This is a genomic window from uncultured Rothia sp. (assembly GCF_937976295.1).
Classification (GTDB): Bacteria; Actinomycetota; Actinomycetes; order Actinomycetales; family Micrococcaceae; genus Rothia.
On record NZ_CALJRY010000333.1, the window covers coordinates 1 to 14,435 of the forward strand.

Here is a 14,435-nt window from a genome sequence, read left to right on the forward strand (position 1 = left end):
AATCACGCCGCCTTGCTACAAGCTCCGATGAAGAAGTGCTCCGCCGCAAGGGAATAATTGCCCTCGGAACCGATAACCTCTCCCTCGCTGGCCTGTACGCCTTGGGTGCCTACCCCCAAGAGTTTAGGCCCTCGCTCAAAGTCACCGGAGTCGTTATCGACCCAAACGGTAAAGCCCGCAACCTTGATAAATTCGAGGCGGACGGCCCCATCCCCGCCATGCTTGAAGAGACTCTGGCATGGGTCAAACGGAACCTGGCACACCCTGTTGTTGAGCTGTCCAATGGGCACCTCATCAATGGGCAGGAAGTGCCCGATATTGCCCTTCGCGAGATCCTGTCGAATGCACTCGTGCACCGCAGCCTCAACCCCAAAGCAGATACCGAGGAAGTGCGCGTCAGGATTTTCCCTGACCGAATCTCTGTAGAGAACCCCGGCGGTCTATACGGAATCACTCTCCAGCGTCTGCAAGAGTACGGCGAACGTTCCCGCGTGAACGACCGTCTGTATGATGTCTGCACGCACGTAACAACCCCCGAAGACGGATACCGAGTTATCGAGGGTGAGGGTAGCGGCATCTACACCGCCCAGGAGGCGGTGCGTCAGGCAGGGTTGAAACCCATCCAGTTCATTGACGGGGTTATTCGTTTTACCGCGATTATCAGCAGGGAGCCTCTGGCTAGTGCCGCCGACCTCGGTTCACCGCAGCAGAAGTCGGAAGTAGACCCGCGCCAATCGTCGCCTACGATTCCTGATAGCCGTCAGCCCAGTAGCCGTCAGGAGGCGGTGCTCCTCGCCCTGCGCTCGCTACGCCACCCCGCAGGTATCGACGACATCATGGGTGCTCTTCCAGCGCCTTTTGCTGAGCTTCAGAAACCGCAGGTCCGGTACATCCTCACGAAGCTTCTTCAAGAAGGAGTTATTACCCGTGAAGGCGGTCGAGGTAACCGCAACACCACGTACCAGCTGGTATAAGGAACATAGCTACGGCACTTTGAACTTGAGCCGCAATAGAACAAAAGCGGCCCGGATGGAAACCAATCCATCCGGGCCGCTTTTCTTACAGCCTACGCCTTGGGAGAATCACTCCCAGCGGGCGGTGAGACGTCTAGTGTCCCTCAGTGCTCTTCTCAGGGTCGAAGGGCTCCAGCGGGTCGCCAGCAGCCTTCGTGTACTTCGCAATGAAGGTCATCAGGTGGAAAACAATCAGGGTCGCAGCGGTGCCCAGGGCAATACCCGCGAAGGACAACTGATCGAAGACCCAGGTGTAGTCCGCAATACCCACAATCAGTGCCACAGCGGCGGTGGTCAGATTGATCTGGTTCGAGAAATCAACGCGGTTCTCGCTCCAAATACGAACACCGAGCATACCAATCATGCCGTACAGAACGGTTGCGGCACCGCCCAGAACACCAGCGGGAACGGTCGCAATTGCCGCACCGAATGCGGGGAACATGGACAGGCCAATCGCGAAGATAGCAGCCACCCAGTACGCCGCGGTGGAGTACACCTTGGTCGCAGCCATCACGCCGATGTTCTCAGCGTAGGTGGTGGTACCGGAACCGCCACCAAAACCTGCGATGGTGGTTGCCAGGCCGTCCGCCATGAGGGCTCGGCCGGAGTAGTCGTCCAAGTTGGTATCAGTCATCAGCGCAACCGACTTCACGTGACCGATGTTCTCAGCCACGAGCACCAGAATCACGGGGATAAACAGACCAGCGAGCTCCCAGTGGAATTCGGGGGTCTGGAAGTGCGGCAGGCCAATAATGCCCTGAGTCTGCACGGTCTCGTGGATGGTGGAGAAGTCCACCTCGCCACGAATTACGGCGGTAATGTAGCCGATACCCACACCCAGCAGGATGGACAGGCGACCAACGATGCCCTTGAAGAGTACCGAAATCAGGATGATGGAGCACAGGGTCACCAGTGCGGTCACCGGTGCCTTCATGAAGTTGTCCTTAGCGCTGGGCGCCAAGTTGAAACCAATCAGCGCCACAATCGAACCGGTGACGACCGGGGGCATGAGCTTGGTCAGCCAGCCGGTACCGGCGAACTGAACAATCAGACCGACCAGGAACAGGGCGACACCCGCCATGACAATGCCGCCGAGCGAACCCGCCGGGCCGTGGGAGGAACCCGCAGCAGCCAGGGGCGCAATAAACGCAAACGAAGAACCCAGGTAGGAAGGGACGCGGCCGCGGGTAATCAGCAGGAACAAGACCGTGCCGATACCCGAGAAAAACAGGGTGGTTGCCGGGGGGAAGCCGGTCAGCAGCGGCACGAGGAAGGTCGCGCCGAACATGGCAACCACGTGCTGCGCGCCAATGCCGATGGTGATTGGCCAGGCGAGGCGCTCGCTCGGTGCCACAACAGAACCGGGCTTTACAGTGCGGCCGTCGCCGTGGATTGACCAGTCAAGGCCGAGAAGTTTAGAGATGCTCAAAGGGAGCTCCTGAGGTGAATGTGGTGGTGTATAAAATTCCACATAATTCTACGCGTATATGGGCGTAGGTCACAGCTAAACGGCTGTAAATATGAGCAGGGATACGTTAATTAGGGCGTATATTCCTTTATTGCAGGCACGGTATCCCGTATATAGCCCAGAATGCATCAATACCCCGTATATGCGATTTAAGGCATATACGGGGTATTGATGCAAAGAGCGAATAAAAACACTCGCTACACACAGCTCAGTAGCTTAGAGAGCGTCACGCAGGTTATCCAGGTGATCGTAACGTGCCAGCTCGTAACGCAGGTGACCCTCAGTCGGCGACTGAACCGGCAGGAACGTCGCCTCACGCAGGCGACGAGCAGTCGGGGACTCAGCCACGTAACCGGCGCCTCCAACAACCTGCAGCTCAAAGTGAGTTGCAATGGTTGCAAAGTGCGAAACGCCCAGGCGCAGGCTCAGCAGGTCACGACGCTCAGCGCGCTCCGGCTCAGAGGCCAGGCGAACCAGTTCCTCACGCAGGCTCCGGTACTCCTCCAGAATCAGCGGGAACTCCGGACGGAACACGCCCTGGGAGACGTCCAGGTGCTTAGCAGCCTCCTGCAGAGCGCCAGCGGCAAGACCCAGGCAGAACGAGGACTGAACCAGCAGGAACGGTGCGGTTACATCGCGCAGGAACGCCTCAATGTTGTCGCTGAGAATGTCCTCGCTCGGAACGAAAACGTCCTCGAACTTCAGGGTGCCGGACTCGGTACCGTTTAGCGCCAGCAGGTTGCGGTGGTAGGTAACGCTCAGGCCCTCGACGTCCTGGCGAACCGTCACGATGTAGCGGTCCGGGTGACCTTCGGGGGCGTTCTGTACAGCCACCGGAAGAACGATCACGCCGCCCGGGTACAGGTTCGACGCCCACGACACGGAACCGTTCAGCTTCAGACCACCCTCAACGAGGGTGCCCTCCACCTTGATCGGTGCCAGACCCGAAGCTTCCTTGTACGCTGCCGCCATGGCGGTGGTGCCACTGACGGTCGCATCCGCCAGGCCGGCGGGCAGTTCGCGACCCGTCGCGTCAAAGAACGCGATGGTGGAGCGGTGAGCCCAAAGAGAGAACGCCGTGGAGGCGTCCTCGGTGGCAAGGTCGAATGCCACCGAAACCTGGGGGACCAGGGAACCGCCGTCGCGACCAAGGGTAATCAGGCCGTCCTTAGCGATTTCGCGCAGGTTTTCGAAGGGGGAACGCTCGCCGCGGTCAACAGCATCTGCGTGGGTTCGGGCGAGGGCGAGCACCTGCTCGCGCTGGGGGTAGTCGTAGAGGGGTTCGAGGGTGAACTCGGACATGGGTTTCTCCTAAGCGGGGAGCATCGCGTCTATGCGTGCAGCTTGAACAGTCGGTCGATGGGGGTGCTGACGGCCTTACGGGCGCGAACAACAGCTTCTTCGTCGGGTGCGTCGTAGAAGCAGAGGCACTTTGCGGTGTCTTCGCGAACGTAGGTGCGCAGGAAGGAAACCTCGGGTACTTCAGCGTACTTGGGTGCGTTTGCCTTCTTGCGGGTCAGGTACTGTTCCATGGTGATTTCTGCGGGGATGTCCCACTCAACCAGGTAGTCTGCGTCCTTCTTGAGCTTCTTGATGTCTTCGAGCTCTGCGCCGACCAGGCGGACTGCGTCGGGGCCTTCGACGGCTGCGCGCTCACCGATAGCTGCGGCGAGGTCGGGGCCGAAGGCGGTGTTCTCAGCTTCGATGATGACGAAGACAATCTTGTGGTCTGCGGAGACCTGAGTTTCGATGAGCTCGGCGCCGTTGGTCAGGGAGGAGTTGACAGTCTCGATGAGTGCGGTTGCCTCTTCCTTGGACGGGTTAGCGGGGGTCAGTTCTACCAGATAAAGTGCCATGATTTTCTCCTCGGCTAAGGGTTGGTGGGTCGTGTCGGAAGGGGTTTTCCGGCTCGTTCTGAATTCACCTTAGACCTGTGGTTGAAGACTGTCTAATAGATTTCTGTTCGTGGCTTAATGCGTCCTTTTTGACCCCGTGTTTCGTCATGTGTGTTCATGCGGAGACATAAATCGTCACAGTTCCGTGCATTGGAACCTGCCTACGACCGCAGAATTTTCACGCGGGTTATCGAACCCACAGGAGCTTCTATCCGCGCCGTCCTGCTCGTGCCGCAAAGTCGTCGAGGGCGCGGTTGAGAGCGGGGACAGTCCACACTTTTTGCCCCTGAATTTTGACGCGCTCTTCGCGCAGAATATGCAGCTCCACCATGCGGTTGAGGAGGCGATACACACTAGCTCGGGACCCCTGCGTGTGCTCCTCCACCATGTGTGCGGTGAAGGCGGGCTCGGTGCAGCACATGTCAGTGAGGGAACGCAGGAGAGGGGTTTTACGCTGGGCAATGGACAGCACCTCATCACGCAGGGTTTCAATGTCTTGCGCCAGGATTTCTGCGTTGGTGATTGCCTTCTGGGCGGCGTCGATGAAGAGCTCGATGATGGGCTCGGCATCGCCTGCCCGGTAGTCGGTGAGCGCCTGAATGTACCCTTCGGTATCGTGCAACAGCCCGGAGGAGACGGGCAGAATCACGTGGCGGGTGACGCCGCGGGCGAGCAGGAGCGCGGAGATGAGGGCGCGCCCGGTTCGGCCGTTGCCGTCGGTGAAGGGGTGAATTGTTTCAAATTGGGCGTGCGCGATAGCCGCCTGCGCGAGGGGGTCAATATCGCGGCGGTTCATGAAGGCTACAAGGTCTTCGAGGGCGGCAGGAACTCTCTCGTGATGCGGTGCCACATAGTCGGCGGTCACGGGTGAATCACCCTTAATCCACACCCACTGGGTGCGGAGTACACCGGAGTCCTGCTGTAGGCCGCGGGTCAGTTCGCGGTGCATCGCGAGGATGTTATCGACGCTAATATTTTCTGCGGTGTTTAATGCCGCACGCATGGCATGAACGTTGCGTGCCACCAGCTCGGCGTTAATGCCCACCTTCGACCCGCTTACGCCCAGGACAGCCAGTGAGAGCCTGCGTGCACTAACGGTGAGGTTTTCAATCTGGGAGCTGGAGGCGGATTCGCCGCGCAGAAGAACCGCGGAGAAGGGGATGCTGCCGATGTGGTGGAGCCGCTCGTCGAAGCGGGTCATTGCGGTGGCGTTCTCTTGGAGGCGTGCTCGCAGTGCGGGGCTGAGTTCGACGTTGAGTGCGGCAATGGATGCGGGTACGGCGCTGGAGAAGGTGCCGGAGTTGCGGCGCGTTGCGCGTCGGGAGGCGAGGGCGTCCCGGTGAACCCAGGGGGTTTGCGGCTCCCAGGTGAGGGCGGGCCAGGTGATGGCTGAGGGCATGGTTCCTCCTTCCTCCTCCTCTTCATCGGTGTCGTCTTGTTGGTCGTGCATGGGGGTCTTAATAAGACAATACACCTTGATTTTCTTATTAAGGCGCTTAATAAGAAAATCCGCGCGGATTGTCTCATTAAGGAAACACCCCGAACCCTTGGTAATTCAAGGATTCGGGGTCCTAACCTATATGCGCTCACCTCCACGCTCACACTGCCCCGAAGCAGCGAGTCAGCAGTTTAGACAAGCAGCTTTATGGTTACTTCACGCCGCGCATCATCTTCTGAACCGGCTTGTGCACCAGGAACAGCAGCACACCGGTCGCGATGGTGATAATGCCCATCCAGGTGAAGTAGGGAACCTCAGTTTCCATGCTGTAGAACTGAGCCAACCAACCCGACAGCACGGTACCCATTGCCACGGAGGTGAAGTACAGCGCCATCATGTTCACGCGGTGCGCCTTCGGTGCGAGCTTGGTCGCCAGCGAAATACCCACCGGCGAAATAATCAGCTCAGCGATGGTGCAGACGAACAGAATCAGCACAATCCAGCCGACGTTCACGCTCTGAACGCCCGCCTGGGTGAGGAAGATCCAGAACGCCAGGCCGATAATAATCAGCGCTGCGGAGAACTTCACGGTGGTCACCGGCTGACGCTCACCCCACTTGGTCCACAGGGCGGAGAACATCATGCCGAAGATAATGATGAAGATCGGGTTGATGGAGTTGATCAGGTTAGGGCTCAGCTCCATGCCCAGGATGTTCCAGTTAAGACGCTCATCCGAGTACACAGCCATGACGGTGAACTGCTGCTGGTACAGCGCCCAGAACACGGCGTTTGCAATCCACAGGGGAATGAACGCGGTGACGCGGGAACGCTCATCAGTGGTGACGTCCTTAGCGCTCAGCAGCTGAGCAAACAGGGCGATAGCACCGATGAAGATGAAGCCCATGACCCAGTTCTTGAGGTTGCCTGCGGTCATCAGGCCGGTCGCCAGCAGGATACCGATAACGACCACAATGCCGACCAATGCTAGGTAGAAGTTACGCTTCTGAGCGCCGGTGAAGGGGGCACCCACGTGGTGTACGGAGGCGGGCAGGTTCTTACGGGTCAGCGAGTACTGAATCAGGCCGGCAGCCATACCGATAGCGGCCAGACCGAAGCCGAGGTGGAAGCCACCGGTGGTCCAGCCCCAACCGGTCAGGATCGGGCCAAGCAGCGCACCGGTGTTCACGCCGATGTAGAAGATGGTGAAGCCCGCGTCGCGGCGGGGGTCGTTGTCCGAGTAGAGGGATCCGACCAGAACGGAGGCGTTACTCTTCAGACCGCCGGAGCCGATAGCGACCAGCAGTAGACCAATCACCACACCCGGAATGCCGGGGATGAGGGAGAGGGAAATGTGGCCGGCCATAATGCCGATAGCGGAGTAGAAGAGGGTACGCTCGGGTCCGAGGAAGCGGTCACCGAGGATACCGCCGAGGATTGCCATGAGGTACACGACTGCACCGTACGCACCGATAATGCCGGTGGCGAGGGCTTGGTCGAGACCCAGGCCGCCCTTGTCGGCGGTGTAGTACAGGTAGTAGATCATGATGCCCTGCATGCCGTAGAAGGAGAAACGCTCCCACATTTCTACGGTGAACAGGTTTGCGAGCATGCGCGGGTGGCCGAAGAAGGTCTTGGTTTCCTTGGGTTCGGCACCTGTGATGGTGTGAGACATGGTGGAAAATCTTTTCTGTGTAAGTCCGGAATTCTATGTGACCCGGGCAATATGTGTTTAAGTCTATACCCTTATGGGTGCATATGTATACATGAATGTGTTTGTATTACGGATGGTTACTTTATGTGTAGTGCATGAAAAACCATTTCGATTTTTTCGTATGCACCACATCCGAATCTCACAAACCCCCACATACCGGGCTAGATGCGCCCCGCGCCCCCAACGCGATAGAGTGGAACCACAACTATGCCCACCCGGCACCTCGCCGTGCCGATCGGCTCATTTTTAATCATTTCAAAGGAGAACCCCCATGACCGCTGCACCCCAGGTCGACCCCCACGATGTTCCCGCAGGCGCAACCATCATCGACGTGCGTGAAGACTACGAGTGGGAGGGTGGCCACGCGACCGGCGCTAAGCACATCACCCTCGGCACCCTCGCTGAGCGTCTGGCTGAGCTGCCCGCACCCGGTGAAGACTTCTACGTCATCTGCCACGGTGGCGGCCGTTCGAACCGCGCGGCAACCTTCCTGCGCGAACACGGCTACGCCGCACACAACATTGCTGGCGGCACCAGCGCATGGTTCGCAGCCGGCCTGCCGATGACCAGCGAAAACGGCGAAGCACCCGCAGTCGTTCACTAAACCTCCAGTTCGTCTGCACGCCATACAATCGCCATACAATGGAGTCCGTGACTGAAACTTCCGCGGACCGTATTTTTTCTACCCCGAGCGCTCCCGCTTCTGCGTCCCCGCATGCCCTGCCGAGTATTCTGCAGAGCATCCCGTGGGATGCGCAGACGCGGGAGCTTATCGTGCGCCCGCTTCCTTTCGCGGTGAACTGCGAGGACGCGTACCCGCTGCTGACCGGTGGCGCCGAGTATTCCTTCTGGCTGGATTCGGCGCGTGAAGAGTCGCCCATGTCGGTTGCCTCGTATGTGGGTGTGGTTCCGGCGCAGCTGTCGCCTCTGCGCGTGGATTCGGCGCGTGCGGCGGCTGAATCCGGCGCGGAAGACCCCTTCGCTCAGCTGGAGGCGGCGCTCGCCTGCGCACCGCGCGTGCACCCGGATGCCGCGGCGGCATCCGGTCTGCCTGCGGGTTTGCGCGGCGGTTACGTGGGCTATTTCGGCTATGAGGCGCGTGCCGCCATGGGCTTGGAGCATGGCCACCCGGTGCCGGGCTACCTGCCGGCGCATGAGGCGCCGACCCCGGATTCTCTGTGGTTGCCGGCGGTCCGCTACCTGGTGCATGAGCATGCCCGCCCGGGTTGTGCGGCGCGTAGCTGGCTGGTGGGCGACGAGCCGTGGTGTGAGGCGGCGGAGCGGCTGCTGAGTGCGGTGCAGAATGTGGCGGGGGAGGGCGCCTCCGAAAATACTCCCCAAAATACCCCCGGCAACGCCCCTGAGCTGACCGAGCTTCTGCTCTTCCCGGCACCCGCCGCGGAAGCCTACATGGACGCCGTTCGCGCTAGTCAGCACGAAATCTACGAGGGTAACAGCTACGAGGTGTGCCTGACCGCGCAGACGAACGCGCGCATCCAGAATCCGAGCCCGGAGCTTTTCTTTGAGCTGTACCGCCGCCAGCGCGCCCACAATTCGGCGCCGTATGCGGCGTATCTGCGGTGCGGTGATTTTTCGGTGCTTTCTTCCTCGCCGGAGCGTTTTTTGAGTGTGGATACGCACCGCAACGCGCAAACCAAGCCGATTAAGGGCACGATTGCTCGCGGCGCCACCCCGGAGGAAGACGGGGCAGCAGCAGCCTGGTTGCGTAGCGACCCAAAGACCCGCGCCGAGAACCTCATGATTGTGGATCTGCTGCGTAATGACCTGTCCACGGTGTCTGATCCGGCGTCCGTGCGCGTGCCCGTGCTTATGGGCGTGGAGAGCTATTCGACGGTGCATCAGCTGGTGTCTACGGTCAGTTCGCGTCTGCGTGAGGGAATTTCTGCGGTGACCGCCGCGCGGGCGTGCTTCCCGGGTGGTTCGATGACGGGTGCGCCGAAGCCTTCGACCATGCAGATTATTGAGGGTCTGGAGGGTCGCGCTCGCGGCGTGTATTCGGGTACTTTGGGCTTTGTTTCGGCGGATGGTTCGGCGAACCTGTCGATTGTGATTCGCACGCTTGTGGCGCACGATGACGGCGCGGTGACTCTTGCCGCCGGTGGTGCGGTGGTTGCCGATTCGGATCCTGCCGCCGAGTATGAGGAGATGCTGACGAAGCTGCGCGCCGCGTTGCCGCCGTCGGTGGGTCGCGTGGTGGAATAACCTAGCGCTGGAATAGCACAGGGAATAGCCTGCGCCGCCTGCACGTGAGCCGCTACACTTGAACTATGACTAAGCTTTCTGAAAACCTCCCCATTGAAGAAGCCCGTGAACGCCTGCGCCAGCTGATTATTGAGCTGGCTGTGGTGCGCGGGCACGTGGTCCTCGCCTCCGGCAAGGAAGCCGACTACTACGTTGACCTGCGCCGCATCACCCTGCACCACGAGGCTTCTCGCCTGGTCGGTCAGGTCATGCTGGACCTGCTGGATAAGAACGGCATCGAGTTTGAGGCTGCTGGCGGCCTGACCATGGGTGCTGACCCGGTGGGTACCGCGATTATGCGTGCCGCTGGTGATCAGGACCGTGCGATTGACGCGTTTGTGGTGCGTAAGGCTCAGAAGTCTTACGGCATGGGCCGTCAGGTGGAGGGCCCGAGCGTTGAGGGTCGCCGCGTGGTTGCTGTTGAGGACACTTCCACGACCGGTGGTTCTGCGCTGACTGCTGTTGAGGCGCTGCGTAAGGCTGGCGCTGAGGTTGTGGCGGTTGCTGTGATTGTTGACCGTGCGACCGGCGCTAAGGAGCATGTGGAAGAGGTTGCGGGCGTTCCGTGCCTGTACGCGTACTCGAAGGATGAGCTGGGCCTGGACTAGTCTCTACTAGGCTGGATTCTTAGGATCTCGTGATTTTTTAGACGTTCCGCTGCGGCGGGTGAACCCGTGCCGCTGGCTACTGTGTGTGGCTGGTGGTGCGGGTTTTTGTCTGTAAGATGGCTCTGTGGGCGCCGGTGTGGCGCTGGTTGTTGGCGTGAAGGTGGTTGTGATGGTTGAGAATCGTGAGGCGGCTGAGGCTGTGCCTGCTGAGGCGGCTGTAGCTGAGGTTGTTGAGGGTACTGAGCAGGGTACTGCCCGTTTTGAGGTGGGTGTGGGCCCGTGGGAGGGCCCGTGGCCTGAGGGTGACCATTGGGATGAGGAGCTGCTGCGTGAGGGCGACCGCCGTAACGTGGTGGATAAGTACCGTTACTGGTCGATGGACGCGATTATTGCTGATTTGGATACGCGCCGCCATGATTTTCATGTGGCGATTGAGAATTGGCAGCATGACCTAAATATTGGCACGGTGGTGCGTACTGCGAATGCGATGTTGGCGAAGGAGGTCCATATTATTGGGCGTCGCCGCTGGAATCGTCGTGGTGCGATGGTGACGGATCGTTATCAGCATGTGCGTCATCATCCGACGATTGAGGATTTTGTGGCGTGGGCGCAGGCTGAGGGTCTGGAGATTATTGGTATTGATATTTTTCCGGATTCGGTGCCCCTGGAGACGTATGACCTGCCGAAGAAGTGTGTGCTGGTTTTTGGTCAGGAGGGCCCGGGCTTGTCGGAGGAGTTGCATGCGGCGGCTAGGGATACTCTGTCGATTGAGCAGTTTGGGTCGACGCGTTCGATGAATGCGGCGACGGCTGCGGGTATTGCGATGCATGCGTGGGTTCGCCGCCATGTGTTTGGCCAGATTCCGTCGTAGCCTGGCGGCTGTTTATGAGGTGTTTAAAGGTTCCGATGCGTTGTGTGCGCGTCGGAACCTTTTTTATTGGAGCTTTTTATTGGGGTATTGGGTGATTTTTTGTTAGAGTGGGGTGTTGAGTTTTTCACATGAATATGGGTACCCACGGGGTTTGATGCGTTGTTTGTGGTGGGGTTGTGTGATGTTATCTGGATTTTTTGTCTTGTAAATGTAGTAAATAATATTTGAATATATCTAAAGCGGGTAAAGCACATATTATCACATAAGTGATTTAGGTCACTAAATAAATTGCCTAGGTGTGTTAGTGTTAATTCAAGTCACAGGGAATATGAGAATCGCACTCTCAATTTCAGTTTGGGGCATGCGAGATTTCCTGGCTTCGGCTCGCTAATGGTTGCGGGTTGTGGATATGAATGACCGCGGCGTCATTCTTTTGAAAGGAGATTCTGATGAGGATCTTTAATAAGTCTCTTGCTGTTGCTGCCTGTGTGGCTGCGGTGACTTTCGGGGCGGTAGCACCTCCGGCACATGCGGGTGTTACTTTCTATTCGGATGCAAATTTCCTTGGGGCCAGTATGGAAACTGAAGGGACGAAACATTTGGATTGGATGAGTGACCGTGCATCTTCATTGCATTCTGGTGGGTGTCGGTGGCACTATTACGAAGACATTAATCACAGGGGTCGAAATTTTGAATCTTCTTCCGACCTCAACTATCTGCGGGGTCTAAGCCATGCGGATCTCCATTGGGGCGAGACTTGGGATGATCGTATTAGTTCTGTTCACAAGGTAAAGTGCCGCTGGTAATTGTGATGGAGGAGCCCAATGTTTGTGGGCTCCTCCTGACTTTCCCGTTTGAAAGGAGTCGGTAACAATGAAGAAATCTGCTGCTCTGTTCGCCTGCTTTGCTTTAGCTTTAAGTTCCTGTGCCGCTGCGCCTAAAGATACTAGCCTCAAAGCCCAGCTGGATTTTGAAAATAACTATATTACTCTTCCGCTCGACGAATATGACATGAGTGACCAGGCCGAAGATATAACGGGTAGGGCGTATTTGTTGATTCTTAAAGAGTGCTATGCGAAAAAGGGATACGATTTTGAAATTCTAGAAAACGGCTGGGTTTCTGGCAACGCCTCCCAGTACGGCTCCTGGAACGTGAAGCATGCGGCGAATCATTTTACGTCCAGCAAAGTCAGAGATGAGCAGGAAAGGATTTATGAGAGCATCCCTGAAGACGTCAGGGCCAGCTGCCGCGAAGAGCATCGGGAAGAACTGGATATGCTCTATTTTGATGAGGATGATGAGAAAAAGTACCGCCCTGTCGGTCGTATCCGTGGCGAAGCGTACCAGCGTGCGCAGGGTGACCCTGAATGGAAGAAAGCCCGCTCAGATTGGTGGGACTGTCAGCGTCAGGAAGGGTTGACGCCTCGCACCGGGGACGGTGAATGGTCGAGCAAAGAAACGGCCAATCTGAATGCTGATGATCCCAAAGTGTTGGAGGAGGTTATCCGCCTGGCGATCATTGAAGCTCAATGTAGTGAGAAGGTGAGGTTGGCTCAGCGTTTGGGTGATCTTGAGGCGTCCTATCAGGGTCCTTTGATTGAGAAGAATCAGGCGTTGCTGAATGAATTGAAGGCCGATCGTGACGCGAGGATAGCGAAGGCGCGCGAAATTATCGCCACCCGCCAGTAGGTATCAGCGGCAAGCAGATAGGAGCCCTTGGGATAATTGGGGTAACTCCGTTTAACGCTACAACGAGGTATGGAGGAGGAAAAGCCTATGCGTAAGGCTCTCTCTGCGGTAGCAGTATTCTGCCTGCTGGGGGCGTGCGTATCCTGCTCCAACAGTGCCGAGCGGGACACCTCACGAAAAGCTGTTCTCGACTATTCAAAGAACTACGTACACCTTCCACTGGACGAGTATGCCTTTGACGAACTCACACTCCGTACGGTGAGCACGGCGTGGCACACGCTCATGTCCGAATGCTACGCGCACCACGGGCAGTCCTACGCTGTGCCCTCAGTAGACACCCCGCAACCGGGAGGCCTATACGGCAGCTGGAACGTTGAGTACGCCAAAAAGTACGGGTACTCCCAGAAGGAATCCCGAGGCTCAGAAGATTCAGCAGTGGACGACATCAACACCCGGTGCCAAGAAGAGGTGAAAACCGTATTCTCTGATGTTGAACTTGATCAAAAAGAATACCGGTTTGTAGGAGAGCTCAACTCACAGGCATACACCTACGCCTCCCAAACCGATGAGTGGAAAAATATTCGCTCAGAATGGTGGACCTGCCTGCGTGAACGCGGGCTAACCCCCAGGGAGGGAGAGAGCGACTGGTTGTCCGAAGAAAGCGCACATCTCATGACCTCCTCCCATGGCAACGAAGAGGCTAAGCCGGAGGAAATTCGCCTCGCAACGATTGAAGCGGAGTGTAACCAGAAGGTTGGTATGGCTCAGCGTCTGGGTGATATTGAGGCGTCCTATCAGGGGCCTCTAATTGAGAAGAATCAGGCGAAGCTTAACCAGTTGAAAGAGGAGAAAGAAAAGCGTGTGGCGAGGGCGCGCGAAATTATCGCCACCCACCAGTAGCCACACCCGACTAAGGGCAGAACGGGCGAACCAGCCGCAGAATGCTCACAAGTTGCCCATAAGAAAATCCGAGCGCAAGAATCTGTGCATAAGAAAATCGCGCAAGAAGGGGCCGGGGAGTGTCACCACTCCCCGGCCCTCACTTTATTCACTCTCAACCTCGCAGCCCATGCTGGCGCACCTACAGACCCGCCAGCTCAAGGCCACTCAGCGTCAGGTTACTTAGCCCTTTAGCCCACCGGAACGTTAACGTTCACCAGCGAGTACAGATCCTTCGGATCATCCGGGCTAGCAACCAGGTCAATGAACTGCTGCAGGTCGGTGTCCTGCGTAGCCGCACGGGCATAACGCAGACCCGAGAAGTCAGCAATTGCGAAGCCCACCGAGTCGAACAGGGTAATCTGCTCGTCCGACACGCGGCCGGGCTCCTCACCGGTCAGAACCTTCCAGAACTCCACCACCGGGAAGTCCGGGTCCTTCTGCTGAATCTCGCCCTCAATGCGGGTCTGGGGCGGGAACTCAACGAACACGGTGGAGCGGTCCAGAATTTCGCTTTCCAGCTCAGTCTTGCCGGGGCAGT

The 14,435-nt window shown here is 58.0% G+C and carries 13 protein-coding genes and 1 pseudogene; 8 read left to right on the top strand and 6 right to left on the bottom strand.

The genetic code is table 11. The features are described 5' to 3' along the window. A partial coding sequence (locus Q0216_RS08925; RefSeq protein ID WP_298594652.1) for an ATP-binding protein occupies positions 1-974 on the top strand: 974 nt, incomplete at its 5' end. A 133-nt stretch (positions 975-1,107) separates the two neighbouring features. On the opposite strand, the gene Q0216_RS08930 is transcribed toward Q0216_RS08925, so the two are convergent. The 5 genes from Q0216_RS08930 to Q0216_RS08950 all read right to left on the bottom strand — a co-directional run bounded on the left by Q0216_RS08930 (position 1,108) and on the right by Q0216_RS08950 (position 7,486). Then, on the bottom strand, positions 1,108-2,442 hold the full coding sequence (locus Q0216_RS08930) for a uracil-xanthine permease family protein (protein WP_298594654.1): 1,335 nt from the start codon (positions 2,440-2,442) through the stop codon (positions 1,108-1,110). Positions 2,443-2,697: 255 nt separating this feature from the next. Then, on the bottom strand, positions 2,698-3,783 hold the full coding sequence (locus Q0216_RS08935) for an acyl-CoA dehydrogenase family protein (protein WP_298594656.1): 1,086 nt from the start codon (positions 3,781-3,783) through the stop codon (positions 2,698-2,700). 29 nt (positions 3,784-3,812) lie between these two features. Then, positions 3,813-4,337, bottom strand: coding sequence for a DUF4242 domain-containing protein (locus Q0216_RS08940; RefSeq protein ID WP_298594658.1), 525 nt, complete (start codon positions 4,335-4,337; stop codon positions 3,813-3,815). 247 nt (positions 4,338-4,584) lie between these two features. Then, the gene (locus Q0216_RS08945) at positions 4,585-5,826 is read right to left on the bottom strand and encodes a Fic family protein (RefSeq protein WP_298594660.1); all 1,242 of its coding nucleotides are present in this window, start codon (positions 5,824-5,826) and stop codon (positions 4,585-4,587) included. A 199-nt stretch (positions 5,827-6,025) separates the two neighbouring features. After that, entirely contained in the window at positions 6,026-7,486 is a 1,461-nt protein-coding gene (locus Q0216_RS08950; protein ID WP_298594662.1) for a peptide MFS transporter, read from the bottom strand. A 310-nt stretch (positions 7,487-7,796) separates the two neighbouring features. Between Q0216_RS08950 and Q0216_RS08955 the strand changes: the two genes are divergently transcribed. The 7 genes from Q0216_RS08955 (at position 7,797) to Q0216_RS08980 (ending at position 13,855) form a co-directional block, all read left to right on the top strand. Continuing rightward, positions 7,797-8,129: a rhodanese-like domain-containing protein gene (locus Q0216_RS08955; protein WP_298594664.1), complete on the top strand. Its 333-nt coding sequence runs from the start codon at positions 7,797-7,799 to the stop codon at positions 8,127-8,129. A gap of 38 nt (positions 8,130-8,167) precedes the next feature. Then, a complete protein-coding gene (locus Q0216_RS08960; protein ID WP_298594666.1) occupies positions 8,168-9,748 on the top strand; it encodes an anthranilate synthase component I family protein in 1,581 nt (526 codons plus the stop codon). Between the two features lie 65 nt (positions 9,749-9,813). After that, complete coding sequence (gene pyrE / locus Q0216_RS08965) at positions 9,814-10,395, top strand: orotate phosphoribosyltransferase (RefSeq protein WP_219100370.1); 582 nt, start codon at positions 9,814-9,816, stop codon at positions 10,393-10,395. A 124-nt stretch (positions 10,396-10,519) separates the two neighbouring features. Further along, positions 10,520-11,266, top strand: coding sequence for an RNA methyltransferase (locus Q0216_RS08970; protein ID WP_298594668.1), 747 nt, complete (start codon positions 10,520-10,522; stop codon positions 11,264-11,266). 449 nt (positions 11,267-11,715) lie between these two features. Then, positions 11,716-12,072, top strand: a complete 357-nt coding sequence (locus tag Q0216_RS10635; protein WP_366139828.1) for a peptidase inhibitor family I36 protein — start codon at positions 11,716-11,718, stop codon at positions 12,070-12,072. A 67-nt stretch (positions 12,073-12,139) separates the two neighbouring features. Beyond that, positions 12,140-12,955, top strand: coding sequence for a hypothetical protein (locus Q0216_RS08975; RefSeq protein ID WP_298594670.1), 816 nt, complete (start codon positions 12,140-12,142; stop codon positions 12,953-12,955). Positions 12,956-13,042: 87 nt separating this feature from the next. Continuing rightward, positions 13,043-13,855: a hypothetical protein gene (locus Q0216_RS08980; RefSeq protein ID WP_298594672.1), complete on the top strand. Its 813-nt coding sequence runs from the start codon at positions 13,043-13,045 to the stop codon at positions 13,853-13,855. Positions 13,856-14,085: 230 nt separating this feature from the next. On the opposite strand, the pseudogene Q0216_RS08985 reads toward Q0216_RS08980, so the two are convergent. Then, positions 14,086-14,435, bottom strand: a pseudogene (locus Q0216_RS08985) (ornithine cyclodeaminase); the annotation flags it as partial.

Excerpts from the sequence above, each read along its gene's own strand:
- Q0216_RS08935 (WP_298594656.1), bottom strand. The coding sequence starts at position 3,783 with ATGTCCGAGTTCACCCTCGAACCCCTCTACGACTACCCCCAGCGCGAG.
- Q0216_RS08940 (WP_298594658.1), bottom strand. The coding sequence starts at position 4,337 with ATGGCACTTTATCTGGTAGAACTGACCCCCGCTAACCCGTCCAAGGAA.
- Q0216_RS08945 (WP_298594660.1), bottom strand. The coding sequence starts at position 5,826 with ATGCACGACCAACAAGACGACACCGATGAAGAGGAGGAGGAAGGAGGA.
- Q0216_RS08950 (WP_298594662.1), bottom strand. The coding sequence starts at position 7,486 with ATGTCTCACACCATCACAGGTGCCGAACCCAAGGAAACCAAGACCTTC.
- Q0216_RS08955 (WP_298594664.1), top strand. The coding sequence starts at position 7,797 with ATGACCGCTGCACCCCAGGTCGACCCCCACGATGTTCCCGCAGGCGCA.
- Q0216_RS08960 (WP_298594666.1), top strand. The coding sequence starts at position 8,168 with ATGGAGTCCGTGACTGAAACTTCCGCGGACCGTATTTTTTCTACCCCG.
- pyrE (WP_219100370.1), top strand. The coding sequence starts at position 9,814 with ATGACTAAGCTTTCTGAAAACCTCCCCATTGAAGAAGCCCGTGAACGC.
- Q0216_RS10635 (WP_366139828.1), top strand. The coding sequence starts at position 11,716 with ATGAGGATCTTTAATAAGTCTCTTGCTGTTGCTGCCTGTGTGGCTGCG.
- Q0216_RS08975 (WP_298594670.1), top strand. The coding sequence starts at position 12,140 with ATGAAGAAATCTGCTGCTCTGTTCGCCTGCTTTGCTTTAGCTTTAAGT.
- Q0216_RS08980 (WP_298594672.1), top strand. The coding sequence starts at position 13,043 with ATGCGTAAGGCTCTCTCTGCGGTAGCAGTATTCTGCCTGCTGGGGGCG.